This window comes from Bradyrhizobium sp. NBAIM03 (assembly GCF_020194055.1).
Lineage (GTDB): Bacteria > Pseudomonadota > Alphaproteobacteria > Rhizobiales > Xanthobacteraceae > Bradyrhizobium > Bradyrhizobium yuanmingense.
The window spans coordinates 51,024-66,923 of sequence record NZ_JADYVS010000031.1 but is presented as its reverse complement, the minus strand read 5'-3'; the positions used below and the strand labels follow the sequence as shown (position 1 = coordinate 66,923).

The window sequence follows — 15,900 nt, the reverse complement described above, 5'->3', positions numbered from 1 at the left end:
ATATCGACGATGCCAGCTCCCGAGCGCACTCTCGAACGCCTGCCGACGGAAGCCGGCACCTTGAGCGAACGTGCCGCAAACCTCATCGAGCAGGACATCCTGGCAGGAGATCTCGCGCCGGGATCGCGGCTCGGCATCGTCGACCTCGTGCAGCGCTACGAGATCGGCGCCACGCCGCTGCGTGAAGGCCTGTCGCGGCTGATGTCGCGCGGCCTGATCGTGGGCATCGGCCAGCGCGGCTTTCGGGTCGCCGAGGTCAGCCGCGAGGATCTCGCCGACATCACCTGCATGCGGACCGCGGTCGAGATCGAGGCTGTCAGGCTCGCCATCCTCCACGGCGATGCCGCCTGGGAGGCCGGCATCATCAGCGCGCTGCACCAGATGCGCCGACACATCGAACGCACCGGCAACGAATTCCGCGAGGGCGCGGCGGAGTTCGACCGGCTGCACAAGGGCTTCCACACCGCGCTGCTCGCCGCCTGCGGCTCGCGGCGCATGCTGGCCGCCCACTCCGACCTCTACGACCAGGCCTACCGCTATCGCCGCGTGATGATGGGCGCCATCGACAGCAGCGAGAGATTCATCCGCAGTCACCAGATGCTCGCCGACCACGTGCTCGCCCGCGACGTGGCCGCCGCGCAAAAAATGCTGGCGGCGCATCTGCACTCGACCATCGATTTCGTCTATCCGCAGGCGGGCGGGGAACAATCATGAGCGTCGTTGCAAGGCTCATTGAGGCGCGCGCCGCGCGGCGGCAGAAACCGCTGATCGCGTTCAATGCCGCGACGCTGCGGCTCGGCGGCAAGACCATCATCGAGAATCTCGATCTTCAGGTGCGGCCGGGCGAATTCCTCTGCATCGTCGGCGCCTCCGGCTGCGGCAAGACCACGGCGCTGCGGCTCGCCGCAGGTCTCTATCGCCCCACGAGCGGCGCGGTGACGTTCGACGGCGAGCCGATCACCGAGCCGCGGCGTGAGGTCGCGATCGTGTTCCAGGATTACGGCAAGGCGCTGTTGCCGTGGCGGACCGCGGCCGGAAACATCTCGCTGGCGCTGGAAGCCTCGCGTGTGCCGGCGCGCGAACGCGGCGCGCGCATCGAGGCGCTGCTGCGCAAGGTCGGGTTGCCCGGTCATGCCGACAAATATCCGACGGAAATGTCAGGGGGCATGCAGCAGCGCCTGCAGATTGCGCGCTGCCTTGCGCAGGAGCCGACCACGCTTTTGATGGACGAGCCGTTCGGCGCGCTGGATGCGATGACGCGGCAGGGCTTGCAGGACGAGGTCCTGTCGCTGACGCAGGCGAGCGAGACCACCGTGATCTTCGTGACCCACGATCTCGACGAGGCGATCTATCTCGGCGACCGCGTCATCGGCCTCTTGCCGCATCCCGGCCGGATCGGGATCGAGCTCGACGTCGACCTGCCGCGTCCGCGCGACCAGCTCGCCACCCGCGAGCATCCGGAATTCCTGCGGCTGCGCCGGCAATTGTTCGACTTCATCAAGGCGACCGAGCATTGAGCCTCGATCGCACCAAGCCCTTGCTGCTGCCGCTGGCGCTGGTGCTGGCGTTTGAGCTCTGGGCGCGCCTCACCCATCTGCAAAGCGACAGCCTGGCGCCGCCGAGCGCAATCCTCGCGGCGCTGGCCACGGCGCTCGCCGATCTCTCGATCCCGATCGCGACCCGCGACACGCTGTTCGCTGCCTTCGCGGGTCTTTCCATCGGCAGCGCCATCGGGCTTGCGCTCGGCATCGCCTTCGGCATTTCGCGTCCGCTCGACCGGCTGATGGAGGTGACGGTCGAGGCGATCCGCCCGATTCCCTCGATCGCGCTGCTGCCGATTGCGTTGATCGCGCTCGGCTTCGGCTACCGCATGGAGATCGTGATCGTGGCGTTCGCCTGCGTCTGGCCGATGCTGATCATGACGCGCAGCGCGGTGCGCAGCATCGAGCCGCGATTGATGGAAGTGTCGCGGGCCTTGCGGCTGAGCGCGCCGCAACGGATCGCGAAGATCGTGATCCCGGCCGCACTGCCGCGGATCTTTGTCGCCTTCCGCCTGTCGGCCGGGATCGCCCTGATCGTCGCGGTCACCGTCGAGATCGCCATCAACCCGATCGGCTTGGGTGCCGGCATCATGCTGGCACAGCAGGCCCTGCGCGCCGACCTGATGCTCGCCTATCTCGTCTGGATCGGCGCGATCGGCTACGCGCTGAACATGCTGTTGATCGCCGCCCAGCGCCGTCTGTTCGGCCGCGCCGCGCTCGCCGGAGACAATCCATGAAGCGCACCGCGATCCTCTGGCGTGTCGCAAGCGCCCTCGTCGCAGCCGGCTTCATCGCGGCGTGGCAACTCGTCGCCAATCTGAAGCTAGTGTCGCCGGTGTTCCTGCCCGGTCCGGACCGCGCCTGGGCCGCTTTGGTGCGCGGCTTTTCCAGCGGCGATCTCGCGGGCAAGCTCATCGGCACGCTGGAGCACATGGCCTATGGCTGGTTCGCCGCCTCGATCGCCGGCATTGCGCTTGGCGCGCTGATCGGTTCGTCCCGGATGATGCGCGCCTATGTCGCGCCGTCGCTGGAATTTTTGCGGCCCCTGCCGGTCTCGGCGATCATCCCGGTCGCAATCGCGATGCTCGGGCTGACGCAAGGCATGGCGCTGTTCGTGATCGCCTTCGGCGCGATCTGGCCGATCATGCTCGCAACCGTTCACGGCTTTGCCGCAGTCGAGCCGCGGCTCTATGAGGTCGCCCGCTCGCTGCAGATGTCGCGCACCGCAATCATCGCCAAGATCGCCCTGCCCTCGGCATTGCCGGATATCCTCGCGGGCATGCGGCTCAGCCTGACCGTCGCGCTGATCCTCTCGGTGGTCTGCGAGATCCTGGCCGGCCTCGACGGCCTTGGTCACTGGGTGCTGCTCTCGGCACGCGCGTTCCGGTCCGCCGACCTCTTCGCCGGCGTCATCCTGCTCGGCGCGACCGGATATTTGACGTCGATTGCGATGTCACTGGTCGAGCAGCGGCTACTCGCCTGGCAGACCGCGGCGAGGTAGCGCGGCGATCCCATCGCCAAACAAAAAACGGCCCGCATCAAGCGGGCCGTTGTCGTCTCGGATCCGGTCAATCCGAATTTGGTTGCGGGGATAGGATTTGAACCTATGACCTTCAGGTTATGAGCCTGACGAGCTACCGGGCTGCTCCACCCCGCGTTAAACCTTTGCGCGCCTTCGGTTAAATCCTGGGGACGGTCGGTTGAGGCCGGCGCTGGTCGCGCTGGCTTTCCACTTCCGTCCCAAAGGCTTCCTTGGAAGGCGACCCGAGGGGCAATGCCCGTCGGGTGCGGGGGGTATGTATCAAGGCGGGCTGCCTTTGGAAAGGGCTGCGGGAACGTTTTTTTCGACTTTATGACAGGGGAATGGACGAGTTTCCGCGCCGTTCCGCGCGCTCTTGCCAGAAGTTCCACAAACGGCCAGCCTGCGGCAACAAGATTAAGGCCGAAAACGCCGGGGTGCCGTTCCGGGAGGCGAAGCGAACCTCGAGATTCCGGGTTCGCGCTTCGCGCGCCCCAGAATGACGGTAAACGGGGGGGAAACAACATTGACCGACACATTCGACTTCGTCGTCGTGGGCGCGGGCTCGGGCGGCTGCACAATTGCGGGGCGGCTGTCGGAGGATGCGGGCACATCCGTCGCGCTGCTCGATGCAGGGGGACGCAACGACACCTGGCGGATCACGACGCCATTCGGGCTCGCGTTGCCCTATGCCGCGGCCAACTGGGCCTTCGATACCGTGCCGCAGAAGGGATTGAACGGCCGCATCGGCTATCAGCCGCGCGGCAAGGGCCTCGGCGGGTCCTCGGCGATCAACGCCATGGTCTATATCCGCGGCCACAAATGGGATTACGACCATTGGGCCGCGCTCGGCAATGCCGGCTGGTCATATGCGGACGTGCTGCCCTACTTCAAGCGCTCGGAGGACAACGCCGATTTCGACGGCGAATATCACGGCAAGGGCGGACCGCTGCATGTCAACCGGCTGCGCTCGGACAATCCGATTCACGACGTCTTCCATCAGGCCGCACGCGAGGCGCAGTTCCGGATCCGCGAGGACTTCAATGCCGAGGACCATGAAGGGCTCGGCAGCTACCAGGTGACCCAGCGGGGCGGCGAGCGCTGGAGCGCGGCGCGGGCTTATGTGGCTCCTCACCTCGGCAAGCGGCCGAATCTGCGGGTCGAGACGGGAGCGCAGGCAACGAAGATCCTGTTCGAAGCAGGGCGCGCCGTCGGCATCGAATATGTGCAGGGCGGGCAGACAAGGCAGCTGCGCGCCCGCCGCGAGGTGATCCTCGCCGCCGGCGCCTTCCAGTCGCCGCAGCTATTGATGCTGTCGGGCATTGGCGATGGCGATGCGCTTGCCGCCCACGGCATCGACGTCGTGCATCACCTGCCGGGCGTCGGGCGCAATCTGCAGGACCATCCGGACTTCGTGTTCGTCTACGCCTCCGACTATCCGCACTTCGTTCACGCCTCGATCAGTCGGTTGCCATCCCTGCTGCGCGGTATCCAGCGATATCGCCGCGAGCGGCGCGGCGTGATGACCACCAATTTCGCCGAGTGCGGCGGCTTCCTGAAAACCCGGCCTGATCTCGACGTACCTGATATCCAGCTCCACTTCGTCATCGCGATGCTCGACGACCACGGCCGCAAGAAGCACAAGGAGGCGGGCTTCTCATGCCATTTCTGTCTGCTCAGGCCGAAGAGCCGCGGCAGCATTTGGCTGAAAAGCGCCGATCCGCTCGCAACGCCGATGATCGACCCGAACTTTCTGGGCGAGGCGGAGGATCTCGAGGCGATGGTCGCCGGCTTCAAGACGACGCGGCGACTGATGGAGACGCCTGCGATGCGGGCGCTGCAGAAGAAGGACATGTTCACATCCGACGTGAAGACGGACGAGGACATCCGCGCCATTCTGCGCGCGCGTGTCGACACCGTCTATCACCCCGTCGGCACCTGTAAGATGGGCACCGACGCGATGGCCGTGGTCGATCCGGCGTTGAAGGTGCATGGCATCGGAGGATTGCGCGTCGTCGACGCCTCGATCATGCCGACGCTGGTCGGCGGCAACACCAATGCGCCGACCATCATGATCGGGGAGAAGGCGGCGGATATGATCCGGGGGGAGATGCGGGCGAGCTAGGCGACGGTGTCGCCTCATATGCCGCTGTCGTCCCGGACAAGCGTAAGCGCCGATCCGGGACGACAGTTGGGCTCAATTCAGCAGGAACCCGCCGTCTACGGTCACGACGCTGCCCGTCATGTAGCGCGACGCATTCGACGCCAGCAGCAGAATCGCGCCGTCGAGATCGGACTCGGCGCCGACGCGGCGTTGCGGGATGCGCTTGGCGAGGCGCTCGCCTGCCGGCGTCGACCAGAAGGCGTGGTTCATCTCGGTATCGATATAGCCGGGCGCAAGCGCGTTGATGCGGATGTTCTGGCTAGCGAGCTCGAGCGCCATCGCTTTCGTCGCCTGGATGATGCCGGCCTTGGAGATCGCGTAAGGCGAGAGCGCCTTCAAGACGCCGGTGCCGAGCACGGAGGCGATGTTGACGATGTTGCCCGGCTGCTTGCGCGCGATCATGCGCCGCGCCACTTCGGTTGCGAGGAAATAGGCGCCTTTGAGATTGGCACCGATCACGGCGTCCCAATCCGCCTCGGTCTGCTCGGTCGCGAGCTTCTCGATGGCGATGCCGGCATTGTTGATCAGCACGGTGACGGGGCCCAGCGCGGCCTCAGCGGCATCGACCGCCTTGGCGATCGAGGCAGTGTCGGTGACGTCGAGCGCGACCGCAGCGGCGCGACCACCCTTGCCGCGGATCTCCTCTTCCAGGCCCTTCAATTTGTCGGTCTGCCGCGCAGCGAGCGCCACGGCCGCACCATGCGCCGCCAGCACCCGGGCAAATTGCCGGCCGAGCCCCTGGCTCGCACCCGTGACGAGGATGGTTTCTTTACTGACGTCGAATAGGTCTGACATGACGCGTTCCTTGGACGGTTCCTTTAAGCTTTGGAGCCACCAATACAGACGATTTTAGCGATCTGAAACCGGAATGATCGGCTCGGCGTTCATTCGTTCCGTCGAGGCAGGGCTTTCGCGCATGAACAGTTTCGATCTCGCCGTCTATGCCGCGCTGGCAGTCGCGGTCGGCTTGGGGTTCAGGACCGGGCTGCTAAGCAGCGCCATGACCATCCTCGCCTATCTGCTCGCCGCCCCGATCGCGGTGGCGCTGATGCCGCTGATCGCACCGCAGATCGCCGGCAATCCGAACTCGCCGCTGCTGCAGAACTGGATCTGGTTCTTCGCCATCTTCGTGGTCGTCGGCATGCTGTTCGGCCATATCGGCCGCATCGCGCTGAACGACACGATCGGCGAGGCCGGCATCGGCGACCGGCTCGGCGGCGCGGCGCTCGGCGCCGTCAGGGTGGGCCTCGTCGCCACTACCTTGGTGCTGGTGTTTGATCAGATCGTGCCGACGAACCGCCAGCCGCCCTTCCTCGCCGGCTCGCATCTGCGGCCGCTGTTCTCGACCGCGGGCCAGATGGGCTTCAAGTCGCTGCCGCCGGAGGCTGCCGCCGCAATCGACCGCCTCAAGCAGGAGCGGCGGATCTAGTCCAGATCATGCCCGCGCATTTGCATCGCCGCAGCGCACGCCATGCATTTTGGTGCGGGCCGATCCCTTATCAGCGGCATCACAGTTGGCTAATGTAGCCGCCGTCCAAAACCTGCCTGACATTTACGGGAGTGAAACAGTGGATCTTGGGATCAAAGGTCGCCGCGCCATCGTCTGTGCATCCAGCAAGGGCCTCGGGCGCGCCTGCGCCTTCTCGCTGGCGGAGGCCGGCGTTGACGTCACGCTGACCGCGCGCGGCGCTGATGCGCTGAAGAAGACCGCCGACGAGATCCGCAAGGCCTATCCCGACGTGACGGTCACCGAGATCGTCGGCGACATCACGACGCCGGCGGGCCGGGAGGCGGTGCTGAAGGCCTGCCCCGAGCCCGACATCCTGATCAACAATGCCGGCGGCCCGCCGCCCGGCGATTTCCGCAACTGGACCCGAGACGACTGGATCAAGGCGATCGACGCCAACATGCTGACCCCGATCGAGCTGATCAAGGCGACCGTCGACGGCATGATGGCGCGCAAGTTCGGCCGCATCGTCAACATCACCTCGGCCGCGGTGAAGGCGCCGATCGATATCCTGGGCCTCTCCAACGGAGCCCGCGCCGGCCTCACCGGCTTCATCGCCGGCCTGTCGCGCAAGACCGTCATCAACAACGTCACCATCAACGGCTTGCTGCCGGGCCCGTTCGAGACCGATCGCCTGACCAGCACCGCGAAGGGCGAAGCCGACAAGCGCGGTGTCACACCGCAGCAGATCCTGGCCGAGCGCGCCAAGCTCAACCCCGCGGGGCGCTTCGGTCAGCCCGACGAATTCGGCTATGCCTGCGCCTTCCTGTGCGGCGCCAAGGCCGGCTTCATCACCGGACAGAACATTCTGCTGGATGGTGGTGCGTTCCCGGGGACGCTGTAGTCGCGTTTGCAGATGTACTCCCTCGCCCCGTTCTTACGGGGGAGAGGGTTGGGGTGAGGGGCTCTCTCCGCAAGCACGGTGACAGTCGGACTCGCGGAGACTCCCCCTCACCCGGCGCTTCGCGCCCACCTCTCCCCGCAAGCGGGGCGAGGTAAAATCATCACCGCTGCTTGGTCGGCTCGTCCTCATCCTGCTGGCTCGGAGCGGAGGAATCGGCGGTGGTGCGCTCATCGGTCCAGTCGATGCCGAATTCGTCGAGCCCGTTCGCGAGCAGATCGCCCAGCATGGGCTCGCCGAGCAGATAGTGCACCGTTTCGCGGCGTGGGCTGCCATATTCACGGCGCGCCTCCGACGCGCGGGCGCGCAGATCGTCCCAGTCATCGATCGTGCCATCGCCGCGTCCGAGCCAGGTCAGCGCGACGAGATCGAGCTGCTCGTCCTCGTTCAAGGCGATCATGAAGCTTCCGAGCTCCTGGACGACAGGATCGGAGCCATCGTCGTCGAGGACGTCCATCATATCGTCGTCGGCCGCGTTCGAGCCGGAGTCCGGATCAGAAGCCCCCTCCTTGACGTCGAATTCGCGCGCCTTCTCGATGATAAAGGCGACCTTTTCCGCGGAAATCGCAAGCTCTGGCATGGCGTCCTCTTCGGCTAGCATCCAGTTCCCCGCGATAACGCCACATCACCTCAGATGATCCATTGCGCCCGATGGCAGAAAACGTGCATGTTCCAGCGCAAGAGCAAGAAAATGGGAGGCGGCGGATGCAGTGGAAGGTCGGCAAGGTCAGGATCACGAAATTCGTCGAAATGGAGACGGTCGGCTCGACCCGCTTCATCCTGCCGGCAGCCACCCATGACGAGATCCAGAAGCTGCCCTGGCTGATCCCGCATTTCGCCACCGACGAAGGCCGGCTGAAAATGTCGATCCACTCGCTGGTGGTGGAGACGCCGACGCGCCGGATCGTGGTGGACACCGGCCTCGGCAACGACAAGCAAGGCCGCGGCGTCCCCACCTGGAACAACCGCAGCACGCCGTTCTTGGAGACCATGACCGCGGCGGGGTTTCCGCCTGACAGCATCGACACCGTGCTGTGCACGCATCTTCACGTCGACCATGTCGGCTGGAATACGCGGCTGGTTGACGGCCGATGGGTGCCGACGTTCCCGAAGGCGCGCTATGTTTTCGGCAGGACCGAATATGATCATTGGCGTGATTACACGGCCGAGCCGGACAAGGTCGCGGTGTTCAACGACTCCGTGAAGCCAGTGGTCGATGCCGGCCAGGCCGATCTGGTTCCGAGTGACCATCGGCTTTGCGAGGAGATCAAAATGATCCCAACTCCCGGTCACAGCCCGGGGCACATGAGCGTCCTGATCGAGTCCGACGGCGAGCAGGCGCTTCTGACCGGCGACGTTGCCCATCATCCCTGCCAGATGGCCCATCTCGACTGGTGCTCGACTGTGGATACTGATCCCGCGCGTTCGGCGGCAAGCCGGCATGCGGTGTTCTCGCGCTTTGCCGACACACCCACACTGGTGATCGGCGGTCATTATTCCGCCGGACATATCAAGCGAGACGGCGACGCATTCAGGTTCGTGGCGCTGGGGTGATGCCCGTTTTGGGCGGTTGAATTTCCCGCCGCCCTGTTCCATGAAGCAGTTAACCGATCGGTCCATTCCCAGGGAGAAACGAGAATGAAGCTTGTTCGTTATGGCGAGAAGGGTGCGGAAAAGCCCGGCCTGATCGACAGATCCGGCCAGTTGCGCGACCTGTCGGCGCATCTGAAGGACCTCACCGGAGAGGCCTATTCGCCTGAATCCCTGAAGAAGCTGGCCGCGCTCGATCCCGCCTCGCTGCCCGCCGTCTCCGGCAAGCCCCGGTTCGGCGCCCCCGTCACCGGTATCTCGAAATTCGTCGCGATCGGCCTCAACTATTCCGACCATGCCAAGGAGACCGGCGCCGAGATTCCGAGCGAGCCGATCATCTTCATGAAGGCCAATACCTCGCTGTCGGGCCCGAATGATCCCGTCGAGAAGCCGCGCGGCTCGACCAAGCTCGACTGGGAGGTCGAGATCGCCGCCATCATCGGCACCCGCGCCAAATACGTCTCGGAAGCCGACGCGCTGAACCACGTCGCCGGCTATTGCGTCTGCAACGACGTCTCCGAGCGCGCTTTCCAGATCGAGCGCCTGGGCCAATGGACCAAGGGCAAGTCGCACGACACGTTCGGCCCGCTCGGGCCGTGGCTCGCCACCAAGGACGAGATCAAGGACGTGCAGAACCTGTCGATGTGGCTCGACGTCAACGGCCAGCGCCGCCAGACCGGCTCGACCAAGACCATGATCTTCTCAATGGCCAAGTGCATTTCCTATGTCTCGCAGTTCATGACGCTGCTGCCCGGCGACGTCATCACCACGGGCACGCCGCCCGGCGTCGGCCTCGGCATGAAGCCGCCGACCTTCCTCAATGTCGGCGACGTCGTCACGCTCGGCATCGAAGGCCTCGGCGAGCAGCGCCAGGAGATCGTGGCGGCGTAAGCCTCCGCCCTCTCGCCGTCATTGCGAGCGAAGCGAAGCAATCCAGAATCCCTCCGCGGCAACACTCTGGATTGCTTCGTCGCTTCGCTCCTCGCAATGACGAAACAAAACGTTCATTTGTGGGATACTCTCCATGAAGCTCACCTTCTCCCCCGCCTCGCCCTTTGCCCGCAAGGTGCGCATCGCTGCGATCGAGCTCGGGCTGATCGACAAGATCGAGCTCGTGCCCGCGAGCGTCACGCCGGGCACCGCCAACGAGGATTATTCGAAGATCACGCCGCTGAAGAAGCTGCCGGTGCTGATCACCAATGACGGCGACGTGATCCTGGATTCCTATGTCATCGTCGAATATCTCAACGAGATCGCCGGCGGCAGCCTGATCCCGGATTACGGCCCGCGGCGCTGGAAAGCCAAGACCAATCACTCGCTGATCAACGGCATGCTCGATTCCATGCTGCTGTGCCGCTACGAGAAGATGGTGCGGCCGCAGGGCCTGCAATGGCAGGCTTGGTCGGACGACCACTGGAACAGGGCCTGGACCGGCATGGCGCGCTTCGAGAACATGCCTGACGTGCTGAACGGCCCGTTCGACATCTCGCAGATCGGCCTCGTTTGCGTGCTCGGCTATGCCGACTTCCGCTTCGCCGATTGCGGCTGGCGCAAGGCCTATCCGAAGCTCGACGCCTTCCACCAGAAGATGCTGGAGCGGCCCTCAGTGAAGATCTCGGTGCCGCCACCTGCATAGAGTTCAGGAGTTCTCATGAGCCTCAGATTCTCGGTCGGCGATCTCACCATCCATCGCGTCATCGAGCAGGAGACCTCGTTCGTCCCGGCGCTTGAGATGCTGCCGGGGCTGACGGCCGAGGTGCTGGCCGAGAACCGGGCGTGGATGCACGAGGCGAAGGCGCTGGACGAAGAGGACGTGCTGCTGCTGTGCTTCCAGTCCTACGTGGTGAAGACGCCGCACCACACCATCCTGGTCGACAGCTGCATCGGCAACGACAAGCCGCGGCCGCGGCCGAAATGGAACATGAAGACCGACGACACCTATTTGCGCGGCCTCGGCGCCGCGGGGTTTTCGGTCGACGACATCGACTTCGTGATGTGCACGCATCTGCATGTCGACCATGTCGGCTGGAATACGCGGTTGGAGAACGGCCGCTGGGTGCCGACCTTCCCCAAGGCGCGCTATTTGTTCGCCAAGCAGGAATTCGATCACTGGTCCGCGCAGAACGAGAAGACGGAGATCCCGCCCTTCGTCGACAGCGTGTTGCCGGTGGTCGAGGCCAACAGGCACGAGCTCGTCGGCAACGACCACGAGATCGGCGACCACGTCCGCATCCTGCCGACACCTGGCCATACGCCGGGCCATATCGCCATCACGATGGGCCGCGGCAAGGACGATGCGGTGTTCTCGGGCGATCTCATCCACTCACCGCTGCAGACGCTCTATCCGGAGCTGTCGATCAAGTTCGACGTCGATCCGGCCGAAGCCGCGAAAACGCGCCGCAGCTTCCTGGAACGCTATTGCGACACCGACACGCTGTGCTGCACCGCGCATTTCCCCTCGCCGTCGGTCGGGAAGATCAGGAGCAAGGGCAACGCGTTCGAATGTGTGGCGGTTTAGTCTGGCTGTCGTAGGGTGGGTTAGCTCTGCGGCTGCGCGAAGCGCAGACGCCGAGCGTAACCCACCACTTCTGCCTCCGCGGAGAATAAAGAGGTGGGTTACGCCGCGCGGCTTGCGCTTCGCGCAATCCCCGGGGCTAACCCACCCTACGATACTGCCCGTGTGGAGAATACCATGACCGCGCTCCCCGACATCCCCCTGCCCGCCGGCATCCGCTCGCGTCACGTCGAGGGCATCAACGGCTTGCGGATGCATGTGCTGGAGGCCGGATTCGAGACCAAAGGACGGCGCTGTATCCTCTTGCTGCACGGCTTTCCCGAGCTCGCCTTCTCCTGGCGCAAGGTGATGCCGGCGCTCAGCGCGGCCGGCTACCACGTGATCGCACCGGACCAGCGCGGCTACGGACGCACCACGGGCTGGAGCGCGGAGTACGACGGCCCTCTCGCGCCGTTCTCGCTTCTCAATCTCGTGCGCGATGCGCTCGGCCTGGTGTCGGCGTTCGGCTACAGGCAGGTCGATGTGGTCGGACATGATTTTGGCAGCCCGGTCGCAGCCTGGTGCGCCTTGATCCGGCCCGACGTGTTTCGTTCGGTGACGATGATGAGCGCGCCGTTCGGCGGTCCGCCGCCGCTGCCGTTCGGCACGGTCGACAAACCGGCAAAGCCCGCGGTGGAGGACCCCGTGCATCGCGAGCTCGCCGCGCTGCCGCGGCCACGCAAGCACTATCAATGGTACTATTCGACACGCGAAGCCAATGCCGACATGCAGCATGCACCGCAAGGCGTGCATGATTTCCTGCGCGCCTATTATCATCACAAGAGCGCGGACTGGACCGACAACAAGCCCTATCCGCTGCAGGCATGGTCGGCGCAGGAGCTGGCGAAGCTGCCGACCTATTACGTGATGAACTTGCACGAGACCATGGCCGAGACGGTCGCGAAGGAGATGCCCTCGCCGGCCGCGATCGCCGCGAACCAATGGCTGCCGGATAGCGAACTTGCCTATTACAGCGCCGAATACAGCCGCACCGGATTTCAGGGCGGGCTGCAATGGTACCGCTACGGCACGTCGGGCACGCTCAACAACGAGATGCAGCTGTTTGCCGGCCGCAGCATCGATGTGCCCTCCTGCTTCATCTCGGGCAAGCAGGATTGGGGCACCTATCAACGGGCCGGCGCTTTCGAGACGATGCAGCGCAGCGCGTGCACGAAGATGCTCGGCTGCCATCTCGTCGACGGCGCAGGCCATTGGGTCCAGCAGGAGCAGCCGGCCGCGGTGAGCAGGTTGCTGCTCGACTTCCTCGCCAGGGCCGGCATGGCCTGATTTGACCGGGAACCACAATCTCCATCAAACAGCCGTTGCGAGATTCGGCCAGACTGCGCATCATCATCCAAGAGCGGGAGAAGCGCCGTGGCCGGATCGGAATGGAGTTTCAAGAGTGCGGTCGAACTGTCGGCCGCGTTGCGTGCGAAGAAGGTCTCGGCGGTCGAGCTCACGCAGGATGCGATTGCGCGGATCGAACGGCACGACGGCAGGACCAACGCGGTGTGCGTGCGCGATTTCGATCGCGCGCTCGTTGCGGCGCGCGAGGCGGATGCGGCGCTGGCGCGCGGCGAGCAAAAGCCGCTGCTCGGCCTGCCCACGACGATCAAGGAATCCTTCAACATCGCAGGCCTGCCGACGACCTGGGGATTCGTGCCGCAGAAGGGCTTCAAGCCCGTGGAAGACGCGCTGGCGGTGACCCGCATCAAGCAGGCCGGCGGCGTGATCCTCGGCAAGACCAACGTGCCGGTCGGCCTCGGCGACTGGCAGAGCTACAACGACATCTACGGCACCACCAACAACCCCTACGATCTCGGCCGCACGCCGGGCGGTTCGTCCGGGGGATCGGCGGCAGCCCTCGCCGCAGGCTATTGCGCGCTCGCCACCGGCTCGGACATCGGCGGCTCCCTGCGTGTGCCGGCATTTCATTGCGGCGTGTTCGCGCACAAGCCGACCCTCAATCTCTGCGCGGCGCGCGGCGAGACCCCGCCGCCGTTTCCAGCCATTCCGCGCGAGGGCGACCTCGCCGTCATCGGGCCGATGGCGCGCAATGCGGCGGATCTGTCCTTGCTGCTCGACGTTATGGCGGGGCCCGATCCGCTCGATTCCGGTATCGCCTACAAGCTCGATTTGCCAGCCGCGCGGCATCAGTCGCTGCGGGATTTTCGTGTCCTGGTGATCGACAGCCATCCCCTGCTGCCGAGCGACCGGGATGTCCGCGCCGCGATCGACAAGCTCGCGGCCGATCTTGCGAAGGCCGGCGTCGCCGTCGTAGGGGAGAGCGCGCTGCTCCCGGACTTTGCGGAGACGTCGCGGCTTTACATGCGCATGCTGCTGGGCTTCCTCGGCGCGTTCTTGCCTCCCGACGAGTTGGCGGATGCGCAGGCACGGGCGAGTCAGCTCTCGCCGGAAGATCGCAGCCTCGGCGCGGAGCGACTGCGCGGCATCACCGCGAGCCACCGCGCCTGGGTGCTCGACGCAGGAACCCGCGCCGTCCTGCGCGCGCAATGGCGCGCGTTGTTCAAGAGCTTCGACGCGGTGATCTGCCCGATCATGCCGACGCCGGCCTTTCCGCACGATCATTCGCCGGAACAACGCCTGCGAACGATCAGCATCGACGGCAAGGATTACCCCTATTCCGACCAGCTCGCCTGGCCGGGCATCGCAACGCTTCCAGGCCTGCCGGCAACGGCCGTTCCGCTCGGCCTGTCGAAACACGGTCTGCCTGTCGGTGTGCAGATCGTCGGTCCCTTCCTCGAGGACAGGACGCCGCTCAAGCTCGCCGAGCTGATCGAGCGCGAGTTCGGCGGCTTCGTGCCGCCGAAGATGTTCGATGATTGATGCTTCGAAGTCCTGTAGCCCGGATGGAGCGAAGCGAAATCCGGGACAGCCGATCCGCGACAAAGATCCCGGATTGCGCTTCGCTCCATCCGGGCTACGAACTGTCATGCCCGGCTTGACCGGGCGATGACACCGTAACGGCCGCTAGCTATCGAACACGATCACGCTGCGCAGCGTCTTGCCTGCCTTCATGTTGGCAAAACCCTCGTTGATCTCGGAGAGCTTCAGCTTGGCCGAGATCCAGTCTTCCAGATGCAGCCGGCCGCGCAAATAGAAGTCGACCAGGCGCGGCATGTCGACCCGAAAGTGGTTCGAGCCCATCGAGGAGCCCTGGATCTTGCGCTCGCGCAGAAAGTCGAAGCCGTGCAGCTCGATCTTCTGCCCGAACGGGATCATGCCGACGATGGTGGCGGTGCCGCCGGAGGCGAGCATGGCGAAGGCCTGCTCGGCCGTTTCCTTGCGGCCGAGCACCTCGAAGGAATGGTGCACGCCGCCATTGGTGAGGTCGCGGACCTGCTTCACGACATCGCCGTCGGCCGGGTTGATGATGTCGGTCGCACCCAGCTTGGTCGCGAGCTGGAGTTTTGCGGGATTGGTATCGATGGCGATGATACGGCCGGCGCCGGCGATCTGCGCGCCGTTGATCGCGGCCATGCCGACGCCGCCGCAGCCGATCACCGCCACGGTCTCGCCGGCCGTCACCTTCGCCGTGTTCACCACCGCGCCATAGCCGGTGATGACACCGCAGCCGATCAGCGCGGCGAGATCGAGCGGCATGTCCTTGCGGATCTTCACAATGGCATTCTCGTGCACCAGCATCTGCTCGGCGAAGGAGGAGAGATTGAGGAACTGGTGCAGCTTCTCCGGCTTCGACCATTGCATCCGGTTGGAGACGCCCGGCAGCATCTTCACCGTCGCGTCGGTGCAGAGCACGGTGCGGCCGGTCGTGCAATTGTCGCAGGTGCCGCAGAAGACGGAGAGACATGTGACGACATGGTCGCCGGGCTTGACATAAGTCACATCGGAGCCGACCTGCTCAACCAACCCGGCGGATTCGTGCCCGAGCACCGCAGGCAGCGGATGCGGATAGAGCCCTTCCATGAAATGCAGGTCGGAGTGGCAGAGGCCGGCGACGGCGGTGCGGATCAGCACCTCGCGCGGTCCCGGCTTCGGCAGGCTGATGTCCTCGATGACGAGCGGCTGATTGACTTCATAGAGGACGGCGGCCTTCATCGAACACTCCCTATCGCGTTTTTTGTTTGATCGCAGCGCGCAGC

The 15,900-nt window shown here is 65.0% G+C and carries 16 protein-coding genes and 1 tRNA gene; 13 read left to right on the top strand and 4 right to left on the bottom strand.

Annotated features, from left to right (window positions below; translation table 11 throughout):
- The first annotated feature begins 9 nt into the window (after window positions 1-9).
- The 4 genes from I6F21_RS32335 to I6F21_RS32320 are packed head-to-tail and all read left to right on the top strand — an operon-like array spanning window position 10 to window position 3,042.
- Window positions 10-714, top strand: coding sequence for an FCD domain-containing protein (locus tag I6F21_RS32335; protein WP_225184015.1), 705 nt, complete (start codon window positions 10-12; stop codon window positions 712-714).
- Window positions 711-1,517 (top strand): ABC transporter ATP-binding protein, encoded by an 807-nt coding sequence (locus tag I6F21_RS32330; RefSeq protein WP_225184014.1) that lies wholly within the window; start codon window positions 711-713, stop codon window positions 1,515-1,517. Before I6F21_RS32335 ends, I6F21_RS32330 begins: the two co-directional genes overlap by 4 nt.
- Window positions 1,514-2,278 carry an ABC transporter permease subunit gene (locus I6F21_RS32325; protein ID WP_109142297.1) on the top strand — a complete coding sequence of 255 codons (765 nt, stop codon included), beginning with the start codon at window positions 1,514-1,516 and terminating at the stop codon, window positions 2,276-2,278. Before I6F21_RS32330 ends, I6F21_RS32325 begins: the two co-directional genes overlap by 4 nt.
- Entirely contained in the window at window positions 2,275-3,042 is a 768-nt protein-coding gene (locus I6F21_RS32320; protein ID WP_225146265.1) for an ABC transporter permease, read from the top strand. The genes I6F21_RS32325 and I6F21_RS32320 overlap by 4 nt, the downstream gene beginning before the upstream one ends.
- Window positions 3,043-3,121: 79 nt before the next feature.
- Here I6F21_RS32320 and I6F21_RS32315 read toward each other — a convergent pair.
- Window positions 3,122-3,198, bottom strand: a tRNA-Met gene (locus I6F21_RS32315).
- 388 nt (window positions 3,199-3,586) lie between these two features.
- On the opposite strand from I6F21_RS32315, the gene I6F21_RS32310 reads away from it, so the two are divergent.
- Window positions 3,587-5,185: a choline dehydrogenase gene (locus tag I6F21_RS32310; protein WP_225184013.1), complete on the top strand. Its 1,599-nt coding sequence runs from the start codon at window positions 3,587-3,589 to the stop codon at window positions 5,183-5,185.
- Between the two features lie 72 nt (window positions 5,186-5,257).
- Here I6F21_RS32310 and I6F21_RS32305 read toward each other — a convergent pair whose 3' ends face one another.
- Complete coding sequence (locus I6F21_RS32305) at window positions 5,258-6,019, bottom strand: SDR family oxidoreductase (protein ID WP_225184012.1); 762 nt, start codon at window positions 6,017-6,019, stop codon at window positions 5,258-5,260.
- Window positions 6,020-6,140: 121 nt separating this feature from the next.
- Here I6F21_RS32305 and I6F21_RS32300 point away from each other — a divergent pair, with 121 nt between their 5' ends.
- Together I6F21_RS32300 and I6F21_RS32295 are read left to right on the top strand one after the other, a co-directional pair.
- Complete coding sequence (locus tag I6F21_RS32300) at window positions 6,141-6,653, top strand: CvpA family protein (protein ID WP_225184011.1); 513 nt, start codon at window positions 6,141-6,143, stop codon at window positions 6,651-6,653.
- A 139-nt stretch (window positions 6,654-6,792) separates the two neighbouring features.
- On the top strand, window positions 6,793-7,575 hold the full coding sequence (locus tag I6F21_RS32295) for an SDR family oxidoreductase (RefSeq protein ID WP_035997153.1): 783 nt from the start codon (window positions 6,793-6,795) through the stop codon (window positions 7,573-7,575).
- A 160-nt stretch (window positions 7,576-7,735) separates the two neighbouring features.
- Here the strand turns inward: I6F21_RS32295 and I6F21_RS32290 are convergent, their stop codons facing one another.
- A complete protein-coding gene (locus I6F21_RS32290) occupies window positions 7,736-8,212 on the bottom strand; it encodes a DUF3775 domain-containing protein (RefSeq protein ID WP_035997316.1) in 477 nt (158 codons plus the stop codon).
- Window positions 8,213-8,337: 125 nt separating this feature from the next.
- On the opposite strand from I6F21_RS32290, the gene I6F21_RS32285 reads away from it, so the two are divergent.
- The 6 genes from I6F21_RS32285 (at window position 8,338) to I6F21_RS32260 (ending at window position 14,623) form a co-directional block, all read left to right on the top strand.
- Window positions 8,338-9,186 carry an MBL fold metallo-hydrolase gene (locus I6F21_RS32285; RefSeq protein ID WP_225184010.1) on the top strand — a complete coding sequence of 283 codons (849 nt, stop codon included), beginning with the start codon at window positions 8,338-8,340 and terminating at the stop codon, window positions 9,184-9,186.
- Between the two features lie 84 nt (window positions 9,187-9,270).
- Window positions 9,271-10,113, top strand: coding sequence for a fumarylacetoacetate hydrolase family protein (locus tag I6F21_RS32280; RefSeq protein ID WP_035997147.1), 843 nt, complete (start codon window positions 9,271-9,273; stop codon window positions 10,111-10,113).
- Between the two features lie 133 nt (window positions 10,114-10,246).
- Window positions 10,247-10,858: a glutathione S-transferase family protein gene (locus tag I6F21_RS32275; RefSeq protein ID WP_035997146.1), complete on the top strand. Its 612-nt coding sequence runs from the start codon at window positions 10,247-10,249 to the stop codon at window positions 10,856-10,858.
- A 15-nt stretch (window positions 10,859-10,873) separates the two neighbouring features.
- Window positions 10,874-11,740: an MBL fold metallo-hydrolase gene (locus I6F21_RS32270; protein WP_225184009.1), complete on the top strand. Its 867-nt coding sequence runs from the start codon at window positions 10,874-10,876 to the stop codon at window positions 11,738-11,740.
- A gap of 174 nt (window positions 11,741-11,914) precedes the next feature.
- Window positions 11,915-13,063, top strand: a complete 1,149-nt coding sequence (locus tag I6F21_RS32265) for an alpha/beta hydrolase (protein WP_276573632.1) — start codon at window positions 11,915-11,917, stop codon at window positions 13,061-13,063.
- A gap of 87 nt (window positions 13,064-13,150) precedes the next feature.
- Window positions 13,151-14,623, top strand: a complete 1,473-nt coding sequence (locus I6F21_RS32260; protein ID WP_225184008.1) for an amidase — start codon at window positions 13,151-13,153, stop codon at window positions 14,621-14,623.
- A gap of 144 nt (window positions 14,624-14,767) precedes the next feature.
- Here the strand turns inward: I6F21_RS32260 and I6F21_RS32255 are convergent, their stop codons facing one another.
- Window positions 14,768-15,856: a Zn-dependent alcohol dehydrogenase gene (locus I6F21_RS32255; RefSeq protein ID WP_225184007.1), complete on the bottom strand. Its 1,089-nt coding sequence runs from the start codon at window positions 15,854-15,856 to the stop codon at window positions 14,768-14,770.
- Window positions 15,857-15,900 lie beyond the last annotated feature (44 nt).